Origin of the sequence: Curtobacterium flaccumfaciens (genome assembly GCF_018598405.1) — a bacterium.
Classification (GTDB): domain Bacteria; phylum Actinomycetota; class Actinomycetes; order Actinomycetales; family Microbacteriaceae; genus Curtobacterium; species Curtobacterium aurantiacum.
Map to the genome: position 1 here is coordinate 99,695 of NZ_JAHEWS010000012.1, position 19,974 is coordinate 119,668.

The 19,974-nt window shown below is 71.5% G+C and carries 20 protein-coding genes; 3 read left to right on the plus strand and 17 right to left on the minus strand.

The window, feature by feature from the left end; translation table 11 throughout:
* Positions 1-65 precede the first annotated feature (65 nt).
* Positions 66-1,025, plus strand: coding sequence for a LysR family transcriptional regulator (locus KK097_RS09740; protein ID WP_214544537.1), 960 nt, complete (start codon positions 66-68; stop codon positions 1,023-1,025).
* A gap of 62 nt (positions 1,026-1,087) precedes the next feature.
* Here the strand turns inward: KK097_RS09740 and KK097_RS09745 are convergent, their stop codons facing one another.
* The 15 genes from KK097_RS09745 to hrcA all read right to left on the minus strand — a co-directional run bounded on the left by KK097_RS09745 (position 1,088) and on the right by hrcA (position 16,547).
* Positions 1,088-1,885, minus strand: coding sequence for an isoprenyl transferase (locus KK097_RS09745; protein WP_214529820.1), 798 nt, complete (start codon positions 1,883-1,885; stop codon positions 1,088-1,090).
* The gene (gene recO / locus KK097_RS09750) at positions 1,882-2,736 is read right to left on the minus strand and encodes a DNA repair protein RecO (RefSeq protein ID WP_214544538.1); all 855 of its coding nucleotides are present in this window, start codon (positions 2,734-2,736) and stop codon (positions 1,882-1,884) included. The genes KK097_RS09745 and recO overlap by 4 nt, the downstream gene beginning before the upstream one ends.
* Before the next feature lie 226 nt (positions 2,737-2,962).
* Entirely contained in the window at positions 2,963-4,738 is a 1,776-nt protein-coding gene (leuA, locus tag KK097_RS09755) for a 2-isopropylmalate synthase (protein WP_214544539.1), read from the minus strand.
* A gap of 403 nt (positions 4,739-5,141) precedes the next feature.
* Positions 5,142-6,542, minus strand: a complete 1,401-nt coding sequence (locus KK097_RS18670) for an ABC transporter permease (RefSeq protein WP_214544540.1) — start codon at positions 6,540-6,542, stop codon at positions 5,142-5,144.
* Entirely contained in the window at positions 6,539-7,291 is a 753-nt protein-coding gene (locus KK097_RS09765) for an ABC transporter ATP-binding protein (RefSeq protein ID WP_214544541.1), read from the minus strand. The genes KK097_RS18670 and KK097_RS09765 overlap by 4 nt, the downstream gene beginning before the upstream one ends.
* 112 nt (positions 7,292-7,403) lie before the next feature.
* Entirely contained in the window at positions 7,404-8,093 is a 690-nt protein-coding gene (locus KK097_RS09770) for a response regulator (protein ID WP_214529815.1), read from the minus strand.
* On the minus strand, positions 8,090-9,436 hold the full coding sequence (locus tag KK097_RS18675; protein ID WP_214544542.1) for a sensor histidine kinase: 1,347 nt from the start codon (positions 9,434-9,436) through the stop codon (positions 8,090-8,092). The genes KK097_RS09770 and KK097_RS18675 overlap by 4 nt, the downstream gene beginning before the upstream one ends.
* On the minus strand, positions 9,402-10,340 hold the full coding sequence (gene era, locus KK097_RS09780) for a GTPase Era (RefSeq protein WP_214529813.1): 939 nt from the start codon (positions 10,338-10,340) through the stop codon (positions 9,402-9,404). Before era ends, KK097_RS18675 begins: the two co-directional genes overlap by 35 nt.
* A complete protein-coding gene (locus KK097_RS09785) occupies positions 10,337-11,659 on the minus strand; it encodes a hemolysin family protein (RefSeq protein WP_214529812.1) in 1,323 nt (440 codons plus the stop codon). Before KK097_RS09785 ends, era begins: the two co-directional genes overlap by 4 nt.
* 3 nt (positions 11,660-11,662) lie before the next feature.
* The gene (ybeY, locus tag KK097_RS09790; RefSeq protein ID WP_214544544.1) at positions 11,663-12,124 is read right to left on the minus strand and encodes an rRNA maturation RNase YbeY; all 462 of its coding nucleotides are present in this window, start codon (positions 12,122-12,124) and stop codon (positions 11,663-11,665) included.
* A complete protein-coding gene (locus KK097_RS09795; RefSeq protein WP_214544545.1) occupies positions 12,121-13,263 on the minus strand; it encodes a PhoH family protein in 1,143 nt (380 codons plus the stop codon). Before KK097_RS09795 ends, ybeY begins: the two co-directional genes overlap by 4 nt.
* Complete coding sequence (locus tag KK097_RS09800) at positions 13,253-13,606, minus strand: histidine triad nucleotide-binding protein (RefSeq protein WP_214544546.1); 354 nt, start codon at positions 13,604-13,606, stop codon at positions 13,253-13,255. The genes KK097_RS09795 and KK097_RS09800 overlap by 11 nt, the downstream gene beginning before the upstream one ends.
* A gap of 38 nt (positions 13,607-13,644) precedes the next feature.
* Positions 13,645-14,382 carry a 16S rRNA (uracil(1498)-N(3))-methyltransferase gene (locus tag KK097_RS09805; protein WP_214544547.1) on the minus strand — a complete coding sequence of 246 codons (738 nt, stop codon included), beginning with the start codon at positions 14,380-14,382 and terminating at the stop codon, positions 13,645-13,647.
* Positions 14,382-15,494 carry a molecular chaperone DnaJ gene (gene dnaJ / locus KK097_RS09810; protein ID WP_214544548.1) on the minus strand — a complete coding sequence of 371 codons (1,113 nt, stop codon included), beginning with the start codon at positions 15,492-15,494 and terminating at the stop codon, positions 14,382-14,384. Before dnaJ ends, KK097_RS09805 begins: the two co-directional genes overlap by 1 nt.
* Positions 15,495-15,527: 33 nt before the next feature.
* A complete protein-coding gene (gene hrcA, locus KK097_RS09815) occupies positions 15,528-16,547 on the minus strand; it encodes a heat-inducible transcriptional repressor HrcA (protein WP_110860413.1) in 1,020 nt (339 codons plus the stop codon).
* A gap of 109 nt (positions 16,548-16,656) precedes the next feature.
* Here hrcA and KK097_RS09820 point away from each other — a divergent pair, with 109 nt between their 5' ends.
* Positions 16,657-17,148 (plus strand): DUF4870 domain-containing protein, encoded by a 492-nt coding sequence (locus tag KK097_RS09820; RefSeq protein WP_307858362.1) that lies wholly within the window; start codon positions 16,657-16,659, stop codon positions 17,146-17,148.
* A gap of 22 nt (positions 17,149-17,170) precedes the next feature.
* On the opposite strand, the gene hemW is transcribed toward KK097_RS09820, so the two are convergent.
* The gene (gene hemW / locus KK097_RS09825; RefSeq protein ID WP_214544549.1) at positions 17,171-18,430 is read right to left on the minus strand and encodes a radical SAM family heme chaperone HemW; all 1,260 of its coding nucleotides are present in this window, start codon (positions 18,428-18,430) and stop codon (positions 17,171-17,173) included.
* Between the two features lie 28 nt (positions 18,431-18,458).
* Here hemW and KK097_RS09830 point away from each other — a divergent pair, with 28 nt between their 5' ends.
* Positions 18,459-19,151 carry an HAD family hydrolase gene (locus KK097_RS09830; protein WP_214544550.1) on the plus strand — a complete coding sequence of 231 codons (693 nt, stop codon included), beginning with the start codon at positions 18,459-18,461 and terminating at the stop codon, positions 19,149-19,151.
* 23 nt (positions 19,152-19,174) lie between these two features.
* Here the strand turns inward: KK097_RS09830 and KK097_RS09835 are convergent, their stop codons facing one another.
* Positions 19,175-19,822: a DUF1990 domain-containing protein gene (locus tag KK097_RS09835; protein WP_214529804.1), complete on the minus strand. Its 648-nt coding sequence runs from the start codon at positions 19,820-19,822 to the stop codon at positions 19,175-19,177.
* Positions 19,823-19,974: the final 152 nt, after the last annotated feature.

A 19,974-nucleotide genomic window follows, 5' to 3' on the forward strand; every position in this document is an offset into this window, starting at 1 on the left:
CAGCGTCCCGGTTCTCGTCCCATCACACCAGAGCTGGTTCGTTGTGCCACCGATAACATCGGGTGATGGACGAGATCGATCCCCAGTTGCTCCGGGTGCTGCGCGCCGTGGCCGACGGCGGGTCGATCACCCGCGCCGCCGCCGCCCTCGGGTCGAGCCAGCCGGCCGTCAGCCAGTTGGTGGCCCGGGCCGAGCAGCGTCTCGGGCACGCGCTGGTCCTGCGCGGCGGGCGGGGCGCGACCCTCACGCACGCGGGGCAGGTGCTCGCCGACCACGCTCTGCACGTCCAGGCCGCGCTCACCGCGGCGCGCGAGGACCTCGACGCCGTCAGCGGGCTCAGCCGCGGTCGGGTGCGACTGGCCGGGTTCCCGAGCGCGTCCTCCGCCCTCGTGCCCGCGGTGCTCGCCCGGCTCGCCGCGACGGCGCCCGGCGTGACGACCTCGTACGTCGAGGTCGAGCCGCCCGAGGCACTCGACCTGCTGCGCGGCGGCGAGGTCGACGTCGCCCTCACCTTCACCTACGTCGGCGACGAGGTCGGGACCACCCCGGACCCCGGGCTCGTCACGCGGGCGCTCGGCCGGGATCCGCTCGCACTGGTGACGCCGACCGGGGCGGCCCTGCCGGGAGGCGCGGGGCCGGTCCGCAGCGCGGGTCCGGCCGCCGTCGTCGACCTCGCATCACACCGCGGCGCGCGCTGGATCGGCGGCTGCCCGCGCTGCCGGGGGCACCTGCTCGCCTCGTGCGCGACGGCCGGGTTCACCCCGGACATCGTGCTCGAGACCGACAACGCGGCGGCGGTGGTGGGGCTCGTCGCCGCCGGGCTCGGGGTGGCGCTGCTCCCCCGGTTGGCACTCGCGACGACGGTCATCCCCGCCGGGGTCGCGATCGATCCCGTCGACGACGACCTGGCCCGACGCGTCGAGGTCGTCGTCGCCCGAGGGGCCGAGCGGGTCCCGAGCGTCCGTGCGGCGCTCGACGCGGTGCGCTCGGCCGCCCACCTGCTCGAGGGCCCGCTGCCGCGGTGAGGGTCGCGGTTGGGGTCGGGGCTGGGGCTTGGCTCGGGCTCGGGCTCGGGCTCGGGCTTGGGCTATGCCGTCGGGGTGTCGACCGCGCCACCGTAGCGGCGGTCGCGGCTGGCGTACTCCTCGATCGCACCCCACAGGTCGGTGCGACGGAAGTCCGGCCAGAGCCGGTCGAGGAACACCATCTCGGCGTAGGCGGACTGCCACAGCAGGAAGTTGCTGGTGCGCTGCTCGCCCGAGCTCCGGAGGAACAGGTCGACGTCGGGCATCTCCGGCACGTACAGCCGCTTCGCCAGGGCCTTCTCGGTGACCTGGCTCGGTTTCAGGCGACCGGCTGCGACGTCCTCGGCCATGCCCCGCACGGCGTCGACGATCTCGTTCCGGCCGCCGTAGTTCACGCACATCGTCAGCGTGAGGACGTCGTTGCCCGCGGTCATCCGCTCGGCGGTCTCGAGCTCGTCGATGACGCTCCGCCACAGCCGCGGACGCCGACCGGCCCACCGCACCTTGACGCCCCACTGGTGCAGCTGGTCACGGCGACGGCGGATGACGTCGCGGTTGAAGCCCATCAGGAACCGGACCTCCTCCGGGGAGCGCTTCCAGTTCTCGGTCGAGAACGCGTACGCCGACACGTGCCCGACGCCGATCTGGATCGCGCCGGCGACGACGTCGAGCAGCGAGGCCTCGCCAGCCTTGTGCCCCTCGATGCGCGTCAGCCCGCGGCCGTTCGCCCACCGGCCGTTGCCGTCCATGACGATGGCCACGTGCTCCGGCACGAACCGGGCCGGGATCGCCGGTGGCGTCTCACCGGTCCAGTCGACCGGGCGGAAGGGTTCGACGTCGTCGGGGCGGCGGGGGCTCATGCGGTGGGGGCTCCTTCGACAGCGGGATCGGGGTCGGGGACGGGCACGGCGGGTGCCGGCGTCGAGGCCACCGCGCGCGCCGTCGCCTCGGGTCCGCCGTGGGTCTGCGGTACCGGCAGCGGGTGCTCGGAGCGGTCGACGTGCGGCAGGGACCGGAGCGATCGTTCCAGGTGCCACTGGGCGTAGGCCGCGACCACGCCGGAGGCCCGCGAACGCGTCCGCTCGTCGGTGGCGTCCACGGTCGCCCAGTCACCGGCGAGCAGGGAGCCGAGCACCCCGAGCGTCGCCGGGTCGAGCCGTGGGGTCCCCGGGGGCGCCGCACGGTCGGCGACGACGCCACCGAGCTGCACCACGAACGCCGAGTGCGGGCCGGGCTCCCCCGTCACCGCACAGTCGCTGAACGAAGGGGCCCACCCCGCGATGCTCATCGCGCGGAGCAGGTACGAGTCGAGGGTCGCGCTGGACTGGTGCTCACCGCGCGACAACGAGCGCAGCGCCCCGACAAGCAACAGGTACTGCTGCAGCCCGGCGTCGGCCTCGCTCAGACGGTCGGCGGTCTCGACCATGGCGCTGGCCGCGGTGTACGCGCCGTAGTCGGCGACGATCTGGGCCCCGTACGCGCCGAGGGACTCCGCCTGGGTGACGATGTCGAGCGACCGGCCCTCGTAGAACTGGGCATCGACGACCATGAACGGTTCGAGCCGGCTGCCGAACTTCGACGCGGTGCGCCGCACGCCCTTTGCCACCGCACGGATCTTGCCGTGCTGCCGCGAGAGCATCGTGACGATGCGGTCGGCTTCCCCGAGCTTGTGGGTGCGCAACACGACGCACTCGTCCCGGTACAGCGGCATGTCCCCAGTATCCCCCGCCCCGCCGACACCCGCGTGCGGTGCGGGGCGATCGCAGCGACGAGACGCCGTCGTCTTCACCGGACGCCGCGCGCTCGTCGAGACGCCGCGACTTTCGGTGGCGTCTCGACGACACGACGGCGTCTTGCGTCAGGCAGTGAACGGGCGCACAGACGGGAGGCGCGGTGCGGGACGGACCCGCACCGCGCCTCCCGGCCTGGTCGCGAACTCAGGCCGAGACGAGCTCCGGCGCGTCGGCACCGGCCGCGGCACCCGCACGCACCGCGCGGTTCACCGCGGACACGATCGCCTTGAGCGAGGCCGTCGAGATGTCGGCGTCGATGCCGACGCCCCAGAGGCGCACGCCGTCGACGTCGAGCTCGACGTAGGACGCCGCCTGGGCGTCACCGGAGGCGCTCATCGTGTGCTCCGAGTAGTCGTACAGGGTGACCTGGACGCCCTGCTCGGCGAGCACCTTGAGGAACGCGTCGATCGGACCCGTGCCGACGGCCTCGGCCGTGACCGCGCCCTCGTCGACTCGGAGCGCCACGGAGAGCGAGGTCGTGCCCTCGAAGTCGCTCGACGTCGCTGTCTTGGTGAGCTCGTACCGTCCCCACTTCTCGTCGTCGACGGAAGCCGGCAGGTACTCGTCCTGGAACACGTCCCAGATCCGCTGCGACGAGAACTCGCCGCCCTCGGTGTCGGTGTGCCGCTGCACGACACCGGAGAACTCGATCTGCAGCTTGCGGGGCAGGTCGAGGGCGTGGTCGGTCTTGAGCAGGTAGGCGACGCCGCCCTTGCCGGACTGCGAGTTGACGCGGATGACGGCCTCGTACGACCGGCCGATGTCCTTCGGGTCGACGGGCAGGTACGGGACCGCCCACTCGATCTCGTCGATGTCCTTGCCCGCGGCGGCGGCCTTGGCCTTCATCGCCTCGAAGCCCTTGTTGATGGCGTCCTGGTGCGAGCCACTGAAGGCCGTGTACACGAGGTCGCCCGCCCACGGCTGACGCTCCGGCACGGGCAGCTGGTTGCAGTACTCGACGGTCCGCTTGACCTGGTCGATGTCGGCGAACGAGATCTCCGGGTCGATGCCCTGCGTGAACAGGTTCATGCCGAGGGCGACGAGGTCGACGTTGCCGGTGCGCTCACCGTTGCCGAACAGGCAGCCCTCGATGCGGTCGGCACCGGCCATGTAGCCGAGCTCGGCTGCCGCGACCGCGGTTCCGCGGTCGTTGTGCGGGTGCAGCGACAGGATGACGTCCTGGCGGTGCGCGAGGTTGCGCGACATCCACTCGATCGAGTCGGCGTAGACGTTCGGCGTGGCCATCTCGACGGTCGCGGGCAGGTTGATTATCACCTTGCGGTCCGGCGTCGGCTCGAAGACCTCGAGCACGGCGTTGCAGATCTCGAGCGCGACCTCGAGCTCGGTGCCCGTGTAGGACTCCGGCGAGTACTCGTAGTAGATCGTGGTGTCGTGCTGCAGCGTGGCCTCGGCCGCCTTGCAGAGCTTCGCGCCGGCGACCGCGATGTCGACCACGCCCTGCACGTCGGTGCGGAAGACGACCTCGCGCTGCACGATCGACGTCGAGTTGTACAGGTGGACGATGGCCTGCTTCGCACCGTCGATCGCCTCGTACGTGCGCTGGATGAGGTGCTCGCGCGCCTGGGTCAGCACCTGGATCGTGACGTCGTCCGGGATCGCGCCCTCGTCGATGAGCGACCGGACGAAGTCGAAGTCGGTCTGCGAAGCACTCGGGAACCCGACCTCGATCTCCTTGTAGCCCATCCGGACGAGGAGGTCGAACATCGCGCGCTTGCGCTCGGCGTCCATCGGGTCGATGAGGGCCTGGTTGCCGTCACGCAGGTCGACGGCGCACCAGCGGGGCGCCTTGTCGATGCGCTTCGTGGGCCAGGTGCGGTCCGGCAGGTCGACGCTGATCTGCTCGTGGAACGGGACGTACTTGTGGATCGGCATCCCGGAGGGCTGCTGGGTGTTCTGCATCGTTCTTCGCTTTCGTCGCGTGTTCGTGAGCTGTTGTGGTGCGGCCACGACGGACTCCGCGACGAGGTGGGCCGGAGTGTCAGGCCTCGTCGCGGCAGCGAAGGAGGAGGAGTGCCGAGTACATCGACACCCACGGTAGCACCGGCGTGCCAGCCTGGCGCAAGCGTGTGACGCAGGGCTCGTCGGCCGCTGCCGACTGGAGCACCGAGTGGTCACGACATGCCGTGGGTCGGTCACCGAGTGGTCACGTTCTGTCGGCCGGGCCACGCTCCGCCGACGGTTCGTGACCACTCGGCGGACGTGAGCGGCGCGGGTGAGGGCGACGACACGACGACACGGGAGGCCCGGTGCCAGCTGGCACCGGGCCTCCCGTGTCGTCGTGTGGTGCGACCAGGGCGTCGGTTCAGTCGACCGCGAGCGCCTCGGTCGGCGGGACGCGCATCGCGCGCCGCACCGGGGCGATGGTGGCGACGACCGCCAGGACCAGCGCGCCGATCACCACGATGCCGATGGTCAACGGCGGCAGCACCGGTGTCACCGGAGTACCGAGGGAACCGAGCAGCGTCTGTCCGCCGACCCATCCGTACAGGGTGCCGAGCACGAGCCCCGAGACGACGGCCGCGACGACCATCTGCACGGCCTCGGTCACGATCATCCGGCGGACCTGCGCCCCGGTCAGGCCGAGCACCCGCAGGAGTCCGAGCTCCCGTCGGCGCTGCAGCACCCCGAGCGCGAGGGCGTTCACGACCCCGACCGCGGCGATCACGGCGGAGAACCCGACGATCACGCTGACGACGGCGTTGATCTGCACGAAGAGGTCACGCTGCGCCTCGATCATCTGCGGCGTGGCACTCCCCTCGCTCAGCTCGCGCATCTGCGTCTCGAGCACGTGCTGCATGATTCCCAGCGCCACCGCGAAGGTGACGAGCAGGGTCACGCCGATGACGAGCCCGATGGTCGCCCGCGAGGACCTGCCGGGCGCACGCATCGCGTTGCGTCCGGCGAGCAGGACGACCGGGTCGTGCGAGCCGATGCGTCCGATCAGCTGCAGGACGGGCGGCATCACGATCGTCGCCCCCACGGCGACACCCGCGAAGGAGACGAACCCGCCGAGCGCCGCCGGCAGCACCGCGATCGGTGACAGCGAGCTGGCGGCGAGCCCGATGAGCATCAGCGCCGCGCCGCCGGCCATGAGCACGATCGCCCAGACCTTGCGGGCGGTACCCGACCGGACGTCGTCGTGGCTCGGTTCCACGGAGGACGACAGCGCCTCGAGCGGCGTGACGGTGAGGACCCGACGCGACCCGGCGGCGAAGGCACCCCAGGTGGCGAGCACGACGGCCACGACGGGCAGCACGAGCTCCCACGGGACGTACGTGTACTCGGTCTCGGGCAGGACCCGGTTGCCCTGGAGGACGACGACGAACACGGCCGAGAGCGTGGTCCCCACGACCGCGCCGATGACCCCGCCGAGCACGCCGACGACCAGGCCGGTGCGGGTGATCCGCGCACGGAGGGTCGCACCGGTCGCGCCGACGAGCCGCTGCAGTGCGATGATGCGGGTCTGGCCGGCGATCAGCGTCGCGCAGGTGTTCGCGGTGACGATCGCCCCGACGTAGAGGGCGATGCCGAGGAAGAGCCAACCGACCACGGACAGGATCGCCTTGATCGGCCCGAGGTCGGCGAGCCCGGCGGCCCGGAGTGCTTCGGTCACGATCCCCGGAGCGATGACGAGGGCGGAGCCGAACGTGGTGCCGAGCGCCGCGACGAGGACGGTGGGGGCAAAGGAGCGGACGCCGTTCACGCTGCTGCCTCCATCCCGAGCATCGTCGTGGAGATCGCGCCGGCGTCCATCGCCGGACGGTCGGCGACGATCCGGCCGTCTGCCAGGAACAGGATCCGGTCGGCGTTCGCAGCCGCCACCGGGTCGTGCGTGACCATGACGACGCTCTGACCCCACTCCTGCACGGCACCGCGCAGGATCGCGAGCACGTCACGACCGGTGCGGGAGTCGAGTGCGCCGGTAGGCTCGTCGGCGACGACCACCGCCGGCCGCGATGCGAGCGCCCGCGCGATCGCGACCCGCTGCTGCTGTCCGCCGGAGAGCTGGTGCGGGCGGTGGGTCAGACGGTTGCCGAGCCCGAGCATCTCGACCAGCCGGTCGATCCATGCGGTTTCCTCTCGCGAGGGCTTGTGCCCACCGAGCAGGAACGGCAGGCGGATGTTCTCGCTGACGTCGAGCGTCGGGACGAGGTTGAACGACTGGAAGACGAACCCCAGTCGGCGACGACGCAGCTCGGTGAGGTCCTTGTCCCCCAGGGCTGTGATGTCGACGCCGTCGATCTGGATCCGGCCGGCGGACACGGCGTCGAGGCCGGCGGCGACGTGCATGAGGGTCGACTTGCCGGACCCGGACGGCCCCATCACGGCGGTGAACTCCCCCGCACCGATGTCGACGCTGACGTCGTCGAGCGCCGTCACACGTCGGGCGGCGTCGCCGTAGTGCTTGGACACGTGGTCGAGGCGGATGATCGGAGCGTGGCTGGTGGTCATGCATCCACGATGACGGTCGGAGGACATCCGCCGCGTCGGCCCGTCGGCTCCTGTGGATCGTCCGCTCGGCTCGGTTGCCTGTGGAGGGGTCATCCCCGCGGATGACCCGGTGTCAGTCGGCCTTCGTGACGAGGCCGTGTTCGTGGGCGAACACGACGAGGCGCACGCGGTCCCGGAGCTCGAGCTTCGTCAGGACCCGCGAGATGTGTGTCTTCACGGTCGCCTCGCTCACGTACTCGTGCTGGGCGATCTCGCTGTTGCTGAACCCGCGGGCGGCCAGGTCGAAGATCTCCCGCTCGCGGGGGGTGAGGTCGGCGAAGGCCGCGGGCACGGCGGCGGCGCGCCCGACCGAGTCGTCGTAGCGCCGCAGGAGCTCGCGGGTGGCCGACGCGGCGAACACCGCGGTGCCGGCGTGCACGGTGCGGACGGCCGCGAGCAGGAACTCGGGGTCGGCGTCCTTGAGCACGAAGCCGCTCGCCCCGGCGCGGATGGCCTTGGCGGCGGCCTCGTCGAAGTCGAACGTGGTCAACACGAGGACCTTCGCGCCGTCGGTACCGGACTGCTCGACGATGTGGCCCGTCGCCGTGATGCCGTCCATCACCGGCATGCGGACGTCCATCAGCACGACGTCCGGACGGGTGCGCCGGACGAGCTCGACACCCTCGGCACCGTCGCCCGCCTCGCCGACGAAGCGCAGGTCGGGCTGGGAGTCGATGAGCATCCGGATGCCGGTGCGGAAGAGCGCCTGGTCGTCGACGAGGGCGACGCGGATCGACTGCTCGGCGTGCGGGATCGTGGTCATCGGGCGGTGTGCTCCTGCTCGGTCGGGGTGATGCGGCCGCGGGGCATCTGCCCGCTGGCCGGGACTGCTGGCATCCGGACGGCGACCGCGAAGTCGTCACCCCGGGCTCCGGCGGTCATGGTGCCGCCGGTCATCACGGCACGTTCCCGCATGCCGACCAGGCCGTGGCCCGTACCCGGTCCGCGGACACCGTCGTCCGCACGTCGGTTCACGACGGCGATCTCGACCGTGTCCGGCCGGTAGGTCAGAGCGGCGTGCACCGGGCTACCGGGCTCACCGTGCTTGTACGCGTTCGTCAGGCTCTCCTGCACGATCCGGTAGACGGCGAGCTGGGTGGTGGTCGGGAGGCCCGCGGGGTCGCCATCGCGCTCGACACGGACGTCGAGTCCGAGCTGGCGCATCTCGTCGATGAGCCGGTCGATGTCGTCGATCTCGGGCGTCGGCGCGGTCCCCTGCTCGTGCCGGAGCGCGCCGAGGAGTTCGCGCACGTCGCCGAGTGCACGGCGGGCGGTGGCCGAGATCGTGCTGAGGGCCTGGTCGGCGACCGCGGGATCGGCCTTCAGGGCGTACCGGGCACCGTCGGACTGCGCGATGACGACCGCGAGCGAGTGAGCGACGATGTCGTGCATGTCGCGGGCGATCCGCACCCGCTCCTGCTCGACCGCGACGGCCCGGTCGGCGCGTGCGGCGTCACGCTCGGCGAGCAGCTGCGCCTCGCGGCTCATGCTCGCCGACCGACGGGTGCGGACCACGAGCCCGGCGAGCCACGGCAGCAGCAGCAGGAGCAGCACCACGGCGAAGAACGAGAACGTGACCTGCAGCGACTCCTGCACGGGCGCCGCGGCGGTCTCGTAGGTGAGGCGGTTCTGGTAGTCGTCGAAGCCCATGTACGCCGCCGCGGTGACCGAGCCGACGATCGCCGACACGAGCCCGGCCAGCCGTACCCGACGGCTGCCGTAGGCACTCGTCGTGTACATCACCCCGGCGATGAACGCGTTCGACAGGTCCGGGACCTGCCCCGTGACCATCTCGAACACCGCGAACACCCACGCCACGGCCAGGGCGAGTCCGGGCGACAGACGCCGGAGCGCGAGGGCGGCGGTCATCCCGACGACGGTGATGACCGACAGGGGACCGTCGAGTCCACGCCCGCTGGCGACCAGGACCAGCCCGCCGAGCAGGACGGCGATCACCAGGTCGATGACGACCTGCGCGCGGAGCATGGGACGGAACACCCGTCCACGGTACGGCGAGCCGCTCACGGGCGCGTCCTTCGCCCGGATGACCCGAGCCGCCGGCGCCGTGCGGTCAGAAGCCGAGGCGTCCGAGCTGCTTCGGGTCACGCTGCCACTCCTTGGCCACCTTCACGCGGATGTTCAGGTAGACGTGCCGGCCGCCGAGCAGCGACTCGATCTCGACCCGTGCCCGCGACCCGACGTCCTTCAGGCGCTCGCCCTTGTGGCCGATGACGATCGCCTTCTGGCTGTCGCGCTCGACGAACAGGTTCGCGAAGATCCGCAGGGGACCGTCGGCGTCGTCGTCCTCGTCGGGTTCGACGATGTCCTCGATGACCACGGCGAGCGAGTGCGGCAGCTCGTCACGCACACCCTCGAGCGCAGCCTCGCGGATGAGTTCGCCGATGCGCTCCTCGTCGGTCTCCTCGGTCACCGCGCTCGAGTCGTACAGCTGCGGCGACTCGGGCAGCAGGCCGGTGACGACGCCGAGCAGGTCTTCGAGCTGCATGCCCCGGGTGCCCGAGGTCGGCACCACGGCGTCCCAGTCGCGGAGCTTCGAGACGGCCAGCAACTGCTCGCCGACGCGGTCCTTGGAGGTGCTGTCGATCTTGGTGACGATCGCGATCTTCTTCGCCCGCGGGTACTGGTCGAGCGTGTCGTTGATGAACCGGTCTCCGGGGCCGACGGGCTCGTTCGCCGGCACGCAGAAGCCGATGACGTCGACGTCGCCCAGGGTGGACTGCACGAGGTCGTTGAGCCGCTCACCGAGCAGCGTGCGCGGACGGTGCACGCCCGGGGTGTCGACGATGATGACCTGGCCGTCGGGTCGGTGCACGATCCCGCGGATGGCGCGTCGGGTGGTCTGCGGCTTCGACGACGTGATGGCGACCTTCTCGCCCACCAGGGCGTTGGTCAGCGTCGACTTGCCGACGTTCGGACGGCCGACGAACGAGACGAAGCCCGCGCGGTAGGGCTTGTCCGGGCCGGCCTGGGTGGTGTCGGGGTCGGTCATGCGTGCGTGGTTCCCGTCGTGGTGGTTTCGGCGTCGTCGAAGGCGTCCTCGACGTCGGCGAGGGCGTTGGTGCGTTCAGCGAGCACGGTGATGAGGTGGCGGCGCTTGCCCTCGACGCGGTCGGCGGTCAGGACGACCCCGGACACGGTGACGGTCTCACCGGACACGGCCAGGTGTCCGAGTTCCTTGGTGAACAGGCCGCCGGCGGTGTCGACGTCGTCGTCGTCGAGTTCGATGCCGAACAGGTCGCCGAGCTCGTCGATCGGCAGGCGCGCGGAGATCCGCCAGACGCCCGGTTCGACCTCGGTCCGGTCGACGACCGCGCGGTCGTACTCGTCGGAGATGTCCCCGACGAGCTCTTCGATGAGGTCCTCCATGGTCACGAGCCCGGCGACCCCGCCGTACTCGTCCACCACCAGGACCAGGTGGTTCTTGGCGACCTGCATGTGCCGCAGGGTGTCGTCCGCGTGCTTCGACTCCGGCACGAACTCGGCGGGCCGGAGCAGTCGGCTGACCCGTTCGCTGCCGGACCCGGGTCGCTCGTACAGCGACCGCGCGACGTCTCGGAGGTACAGCACGCCGCGCACGTCGTCGCTGTCCTTGCCGATGACCGGCATGCGGGACACCCCGGAGACCAGGAACTGCTCCATCGCCGCTGCCAGGGTGTCCGCGCCGTCGACGGTGCGCATGTCCGTGCGGGGCACCATGACCTCGCGCACCAGGGTGTCGCTGAACTCGAACACCGAGTGGATGAGCTCACGGTCCTCGTCCTCGAGCACGTTGCTCTCGGTGGCCTCGTCGACCAGGGAGAGCAGCTGCTCCTCACTCGACACCGTGGAGGCGCTCCTGCCCCGGCCCGGGGTGACCCGGTCGCCGATCCGGACGAGCAGCCCGGCCAGCGGACCGAGCACGATGCGCACCCCGCGGACGATGCCGCCGGTCGCACCGATCAGCCGCTCGGCGTGGGCGCGCCCGACGCTGCGCGGGCTCGACCCGACCAGCACGAACGACACCGCGGTCATGATGGCCGCGGAGAGGACGAGCGCCAACCACCAGCTGTCGAATGCGCGCACCAGGGCGATCGTGACGAGCACCGCGGCGGCCGTCTCGGCCAGCACACGGAAGAAGTTGAGCGCGTTGACGTGTGCTCCGACGTCGTCCGCGATCGCCTCGATGGAACGGCGGCGCTTGTTGCCCCTGGCGATCTCCTCGAGGTCGGCACGGGACACCACCGAGAGCGCGGCGTCGCTCGCGGCGAGGAGCCCGCCGAGGACGACGAGCCCCAGCGCCACCGCGAGCAGCCCGGCGACGACGACCATCGGCTACCGCCCTCGGCGCTGGGCGGCGAACGCGTTGAGGATCTCGCCCTGGATGCCGAACATCTCGGCCTTCTCGTCGGGCTCGGCGTGGTCGAAGCCGAGCAGGTGCAGGATGCCGTGGCAGGTGAGCAGCAGCATCTCGTCGGTGCTCGAGTGCCCGGCGGTCTTCGCCTGCTCTTCGGCCACCTGCGGGCAGAGCACGATGTCGCCGAGCAGTCCGGCCGGGGTCGGGTCGTCTTCGGTCCCCGGTTGGAGTTCGTCCATCGGGAAGCTCAGGACGTCGGTGGGACCGGGCTCGTCCATCCACCGCACGTGCAGCTGCTCCATCGCGCCCTCGTCCACCAGCACGATCGCGAGTTCCGCGTCGGCGTGGACGTGCATCGCGTCGAGGGCGAATGCGGCGAGTCGCTGGATCGCGGCCTCGTCCACCTCGACCCCGGACTCGTTGTTGAGCTCGATGCTCACCGGTTGCCTCCTCGGGCGTCGTTCTGGGGGTACGGGGGCCGTGCGCGGTCCTGCGGCGGACGTCCGCGTCGCTCGGCACGGTTGACGCCGTCGGGGTTGCCGACCGGAGCGGTGCCGCGGCCGCCGGGACGCTGCCCGGCCTGCTCGGCGAGGCGCTCCTCGTCGTAGACCGTGTAGGCGTCGACGATCCGGCCGACCAGGGTGTGGCGGACCACGTCCTCGCTGCCGAGGCGGGCGAAGTGGATGTCCTCCACCTCGTCGAGGATGCGGGTGACGAGTCGGAGCCCGGAGACGTTGCCCGGCAGGTCGACCTGGGTGATGTCGCCCGTGATGACCATCTTCGATCCGAACCCGAGACGGGTGAGGAACATCTTCATCTGCTCGGGCGTGGTGTTCTGCGCCTCGTCGAGCACGACGAACGAGTCGTTCAGGGTACGGCCACGCATGTACGCCAGCGGGGCGACCTCGACCGTGCCGGCGGCCAGGAGCTTCGGGACCAACTCCGGGTCCATCATCTCGTTGAGGGCGTCGTAGAGCGGACGCAGGTACGGGTCGATCTTGTCCGTGAGCGTGCCCGGCAGGAACCCGAGCCGCTCGCCGGCCTCGACCGCGGGGCGGGTGAGGATGATCCGGTTGACCTCGCGCCGCTGGAGTGCCTGGACGGCCTTCGCCATCGCCAGGTACGTCTTGCCGGTACCGGCCGGACCGATGCCGAACGTGATGGTGTTCTCGTCGATGGCGTCGACGTAGGCGCGCTGCCCGTCGGTCTTCGGGCGCACGGACTTGCCGCGGCTCGACACGATCGGGGTGCCGAAGGTGTCCGACGGCTTGCGGTCGTCGTCGAGGATGCGCGCCGACATGGGTATGTCGGCCGGGCCGATCTCCTGGCCGCGCCTGACCATGCCGACGAGTTCGTCGACGAGCGCCTTCGCGCGTGCGACGTCACGCTCCGGGCCGGTCAGGGTGACCTCGTTGCCGCGGACGACGACCCGGACGCCCGGGTACTGGCGCTCGACGGTCTTGAGGAGTCGGTCCTGGGGTCCGAGCAACTGCACCATGGCGATGCCGTCGACCTGGAGCGAGACGGAGACGGGCTGGTCGTCGGCGGCGGTGGGCTGTGCTGGTTCGTTATCCGGCAAGGGTGCCTTCCTGCAGTTCACCTGCGAGTACGTGCGCGTGCACGTGGAACACGGTCTGACCGGCGGCTTCGCCGGTGTTGAAGACGAGACGGAACTGACCGCCGGCGCGCTCGTCGGCGATGCGCTGCGCGGTGGCGACCATGTGGGCCAGGAGGTCGGGGTCACCCGCGGCGAGCTCCGCGACGTTCGCGTACTGCTCCGTCTTGGGGACGACGAGCACGTGGACGGGGGCCTTCGGCGCGATGTCCTCGATCGCGATCACACGATCGTCCTCGGCGACGATGGTCGCCGGGATCTCGCGCGCGATGATCCGGGAGAAGACGCTGGGCGTGCTGGTGCTCATGACTCCATCGTAGGACGCGCCCGACGGCGGGGTCCGGCTCACCAGCGACCCAGTCGCGCCTGCAGGACAGCGAGTGCGGCCGGGCCGGCCGTGGACGTCCGGAGCACGCTGTCGCCGAGTCGGACCCGCACGGCGCCCGCGGCCTCGAGGCGGTCGAGCTCCGCGCCGTCGATGCCTCCTTCGGGACCGACGACCAGGGCGATGTCGTCGGCGTCCGCCGGGGGCTCCCAGGTGGCGAGCCGCACGGTCGCCGTCGGGTCGAGCAGGACGACCGCCGTGCCCGCCCCGAGCGCCGACACGAGCTGCGCCGTGGTCACCAGCGGCGCGACGGTGGGCACCCGCGGCCGGATCGCCTGCTTCGCGGCCTCGTGCGCGATCGCGGTCCACCGGGCACGGCCCTTCTCGACCTTCGCGCCGTCCCACCGGGAGACACTGCGCGCTGCCGCCCAGGGCACGACCCGGTCGACGCCGATCTCGGTCGCCGCCTGCACCGCCATCTCGTCGCGCCCGCCCTTGGCCAGCGCCTGCACGAGGGTCAACGAGGGGCGCGTGGCGTCCTGGTGCTCGACCGCCTCGACCGCGAGCTCGAGCGCGTCCTTCGCGATCGCGGTGACCGCTCCGGACACCACGGTGCCGCGACCGTCCGCGATCCGCAGGACTTCGCCGACCCGGACGCGCGCGACCGAGACCGCGTGCCGCCCCTCTGCCCCGTCGAGCGACACCGGGTCGCCGACGGTCACGCCGTCGAGCGAGTCGACGAGGTAGAGCGACGCCATCAGTGGTTGAAGAACCGGTCGCGGAGCTTGCCGAACATGCCCTGCTGGAAGCGGGCGAGCTGCGGAGCGGTCGTCTTGTGCGCCTTGGCGAGCTGCTCGACCAGCTGGCGTTCCTTGTGCGACAGCTTGGTCGGGGTGACGACCTGCACGCCGACCCGCAGGTCACCGCGGCCGTTCCCGCGCAGCTTCGTGATGCCGCGGTCCTTGATGACGAGGACGTCGGCGCTCTGCACACCGGGCCGGATCTCGAGCTCGACCGGACCGTCGAGGCCGTCGATCGTCGTGGTGGTCCCGAGGATCGCGTCGGTCATGCCGACCTCGAGCGTCGCGAGCAGGTCGTCGCCGTCACGGCTGAAGACGTCGTCGTGGCGCACGCGGATCTCGAGGTACAGGTCGCCCGACGGGCCGCCGGCCGGACCCACCTCGCCCTGGCCGGGCATCTGCAGGCGCAGACCGGAGTCGACACCGGCGGGGACGTCGACGGGCACGGTGCGACGGGCACGCACGCGGCCCTGGCCCTGGCAGGTCGGGCAGGGGCTCGGGATGACCGTGCCGTACCCGCGGCAGGTGCCGCACGGTGCGCTCGTCACGACGTTGCCGAGGAGCGAACGGACCTGGCGCTGGATGTGGCCGGACCCACCGCAGATGTCGCAGGTGCGGGGGCTGGTGCCCGGGGCGCAGCAGGAGCCGTGGCAGGTCTCGCAGAGCACGGCCGTGTCGACCTCGACGTCCTTGTGGGTGCCGAAGACGACCTCGTCGAGGTCGACCTCGATGCGGAGCAGGGCGTCCTGGCCGCGCTCGGCACGGCTGCGCGGGCCGGACCCGCGTCCGCCGCCCCCGCCACCACCGAAGAAGGCGTCGAAGATGTCGCTGAAGCCGCCGGCACCACCGCCGAAGGGGCTGTCGGCCTGCGGACCGGCGTCGTACCGGCGTCGCTGCTCGGGGTCGCTCAGCACGTCGTACGCGTGCGTCACGTCCTTGAAGCGCTCGGCGGCGTCGGGTGCCGGGTTCACGTCCGGGTGGAGCTCACGCGCCAGGCGGCGGTAGGCCTTCTTGATGTCGGCATCGGAGGCGTCTCGCTGGACGCCGAGGACGTCGTAGTGGTCTGCCACGTATCCCTCAGTCGGTTGGGTTCGGTCGGTTGGTCAATGTTCGCCCAGGAGTTTGGACAGGTACCGGGCGACGGCCCGGACGGCCGCCATGTTCGTGCCGTAGTCCATGCGGGTCGGTCCGAGGACGCCCAGGCGGGCCACCTCGCCACCGGCCAGGTAGCCGCCGGCGACGATGCTCGTGGCGTCGAGCCCGTACTCGGCGTTCTCGACGCCGATGCTGGCCGCCACCGCGATGTCGTCCACCTGCATCTCCCCGAACAACCGGAGCAGGGTGACTTGTTCCTCGATCGCCTCGAGCACGGGGAAGAGGCCGCCGGAGAAGTCCTGTTCGCTCTTCGCCAGGTTGGCTGCGCCGGCCATCAGCAGGCGGTCCTGCCGGTTCGCAGCGACCTGCTCGATGAGCGTGGCGACGACGACCCCACCGAGCGTCTGGGCGTCGGGGCGGAGCTGCTGCGGCACCGCCCGGAGCGCGGTCGGGACGTCCTGCAGCAGGAGTCCGACCGTCGCGCCGTTCACCACGGTGCGGAGTTCGCCGAGGGAACCTTCGTCGAGCGGGACGTCGGTCTCGACCACGCGCTGCTCGACCCGGGCGGTGTCGGTGATGAGCACCACCATCAGCCGGGCGTCGCCGAGCCGGACGAGTTCGACGTGCTGCACCCGGGCGCGCACCATCGAGGGGTACTGCACCAGGGCGACCTGGTTGGTGAGCTGACTGAGCAGCCGGACGGTGCGCCCGAGGACCTCGTCGAGGTCGTTCGGGGCGCCGAGGAAGGTCTCGATGGCGTGCCGCTGGGCGCTGGAGAGCGGACGGGCACCGGCGAGGTGGTCGACGAAGACGCGGTAGCCCTTGTCCGTCGGCACCCGGCCGGAGGAGGTGTGCGGGGCGGCGATGAGCTGCTCGTCCTCGAGCAGGGCCATGTCGTTGCGGATCGTCGCGGCGCTGACACCGAAGGCGTGCCGCTCGACGATGGTCTTCGACCCGACGGGTTCGCGCGACGCCACGTAGTCGCGCACGATTGCCTTGAGGACCTCGAGGCTGCGTTCACTGACCACGAGCGCCTCCTTCCCGATCGACCTGGCACTCGGACGTGTCGACTGCTGATCCTACGCCCGACCGCTGACGGCCCGGGACTTCCGGGCGGTCGGCCGATACGCTTCCGCCATGACCTACGGACAGCAGCCCGGTGGCCCCTCCGACCAGCAGCCCGGCGGGCCCCAGCAGCCCGGCGGCCCCTACGGCCACGGCCCCGGTGGCCCGCAGCAGCCCGGCGGGCCCCAGTACCCCGGCGGACCGCAGTACCCCGCCGGCTACACCCCGCCCCAGCCGATGAGCCCCGAGGACCAGCGACTGTGGGCCACGCTGACCCACATCGGTGGCATCTTCTTCAACTTCATCGCGCCGCTGGTGGCCTACCTGGTCCTCCGCGACCGCGGCGGCTTCGTCCGCGAGCACACCCGGGTCGCGCTGAACTTCCACATCACGATGGCCATCGCCTACGTCGTGGGGTCGCTGACGTCGGTGTTCGGCGTCGGGTTCCTGATCATCTTCGCCGCAGCCGTCGTGTCGCTGATCTTCGGCATCATGGCCGCGATCGCCGCCAACCAGGGCCAGTTCTACCGCTACCCGCTCACGATCGAGTTCATCAAGCAGTAAGCGGTGACGAGCCCGACGCCGCTCAGTCGAGCAGCTCCCGCACCACCGCGTCGGCGAGCAGGCGACCCTGCAGGGTCAGGTCGATCCGTCCCCGCACCGCGGCCGACCCGTCCACGAGTCCGCGTGCGATGAGGCCGGCGACCCGGCCCCGGGCCTCCTGGCGGATCTCGCTCGTCGCAAGCTCCCCGCGGACCCGCGCCGCGAGCAGCAGCCGCTCGACGTACCGCGTCTCGTCGTCGATGGTCTCGCGGCCGGCGGCCGGCGACTCCCCCGACAGCACCCGGTTCGCGTAGGCGGCCGGGTGCTTGACGTTCCACCACCGGGTGCCGGCGACGGCGGAGTGGGCGCCGGGCCCGACGCCCCACCAGTCGTGGCCCTTCCAGTAGGACAGGTTGTGCCGGCTCGCGTGCTGCGCGGTGCCGCCGTCCGCGTCGACCCGGGCCCAGTTCGACACCTCGTACCAGGAGTACCCGGCGTCTCCGAGTACCTGGTCGGCGAGCTCGTACATGTCCGCTGCCAGGTCGTCGTCGGGGGCGGGGAGCTCACCGCGGGCGACCATGCGGCCCATCGCGGTGCCGTCCTCGACGATGAGCGAGTACGCCGACACGTGGTCGGGCTCGCAGGCGATCGCGGCGTCGAGCGAGGTGCGCCAGTCGGCGAGCGATTCCCCCGGCGTCGAGTAGATGAGGTCGAGCGAGACGTCGAGGCCCTGCTGCTTCGCCAGGTCGACGACGACCGGGACCCGGAGCGGGTCGTGGGTGCGGTCGAGCGTGGCGAGCACGTGCGGCACGGCCGACTGCATGCCGTAGCTGATCCGGTTGAACCCGCCCTCGCGCAGGGTCTCGAGCGACGCGGCGTCGACGGAGTCCGGGTTCGCCTCGGTCGTGACCTCGGCCCCGGGCAGGATCCCCCACGTGTCGTCGATGGCCCGCAGGATCATCGCCAGGTCGGACGCCGGCAGCATGGTCGGGGTACCGCCGCCGAAGAAGACCGTCGACACCGGCCGGCGCGGGACGCCGGAGCGGTCGAGCACGGACGCGGCCCACTCGATCTCGCGCACGGCGTGACCGGCGTAGTCGTCGCGACGGACGCCGCGGAGCTCGGACGCCGTGTAGGTGTTGAAGTCGCAGTACCCGCAGCGCACCCGGCAGAACGGCACGTGCACGTAGACGCCGAAGGGCACGTCACCGGCGACGGGCGCACCACCGGGGCCCACTGCCGCCCACGGGGTGATCAATCCGTCCGCTGGTGCTGGATCGGCGATCGGGAGAGCACTCGGCATGGACTCCATTCTCCGTCATGATGGAGCCATGGAGCACCATCCTGTCGCCACCACGGTCCTGTGGGACATCGACGGCACCCTCGTGATGAACGCGTCGTCCCCGGGCAACCTGTACCACCTCGCCCTCGAGCGGGCGGTGGGCCGCGACCTCACCCTGCGGGTCGGGCACCAGCACGGCCGGACCGACGCCGGGCTCATCGCCGAGCACGTGCGCGCCCACGCCTTCGAGGACACCCTCATCCCCACGGTCAGCCGGCACCTGCACGACCTGACCGCCGAACGGCACGCCTCCGGCGACCACCGGAGCCCCGTCCCCGGAGCCAAGGCGCTCCTGACCCGGTTCGCCGGACTCGGCTGGCGGAACGGCCTGCTCACCGGCAACTCCGAGTACCGCGCCCGCGTCAAGCTCACCGGTGCCGGGTTCGACGCCGACGTCTTCGACTGGGAGCACTCGTACTTCGGCGACACCGAGGTGGACCGTGCCGGGGTCACCCGGCGTGCCGCGGCCGAGCTCGCCGGCACCCGCGCGGTGATCGTCGGTGACACCCCGCGGGACGGCGAGGCCGCCGACGCGGCCGGCATCCCCTTCTTGGCGGTGGCGACGGGCGTCTACGACGTCGACGCGCTCCGGCACACGAACGCGGTCACGGTCGCGCGGGACTGCCAGCAGGACGCCGCCCTCATCGAGGATGCGATCGCCGCTCTCCCGCCGCTCCGCTGACGAGCGTGCGTGACCGCTGACGACTAGTCGCCCCGCAGCGCCGCCAGGTACTTCTCCGCCATCACCTTCTGCTGCCGACGCACGAACGGCGCAACGAAGCGCCACTTCCGGCTCGCCGGCTGCGAGAACTGCCGGATCTGCAGCCACACCGAGCCGTCCGCGGTGCGCTCGACGACGAACGACTCCTCACCGGAGAGCGGGTGCCCCTCGAGCGTGCCGTAGGCGAACCCCTTGCGGTCGTGCTCGTCGATGATCGACACGACGCGGACCGGTGCTTGCACGGTCTGCCCGAACGCGTGGATCGTCAGCGTCGCGCTCGTCCCCGCGGTGACCAGCGGGGTGCCGTCGGGTGCGAACTTCTCGACCCGGGGTGTCCCGATGGAGGCCGGCGCGATCGGCACCCCGTCGTCGTCGAAGGTCACGGGGTTGTACCGGACCTCGTCGTCGTCGGGCTGCTCCTCGACGCGCACGCGGACGCCGCTGCGTTCCTGGATCTGCCACGTCAGCGCCTGCACCACGGCGGTCTCGAACCGCTGGTCGCCGTGCCCGATCCGCGCCCGTGACTCGGTCGGCGTGAAGCCGTCCGGCGGGTAGGTCATGAGGTCCGACGCCTGGGTCGCCCCCACCGCGCCGTACGTCAGGGCGGTCCGGTAGCTCCCGCGGATGCTCATGCCGCCATGCTACTTGGGCGGGCCGCTCGGGATCGAACCGATCCGCGCTCACCTCCGGTGGGTCGACCCGGCGGCCGTGCACCCCGAACTGGAGGCCCGACAACCGTCCGCCCCGCGGCTATCGTCAGCAGGTGCTCTCCCCCACCCCCGCC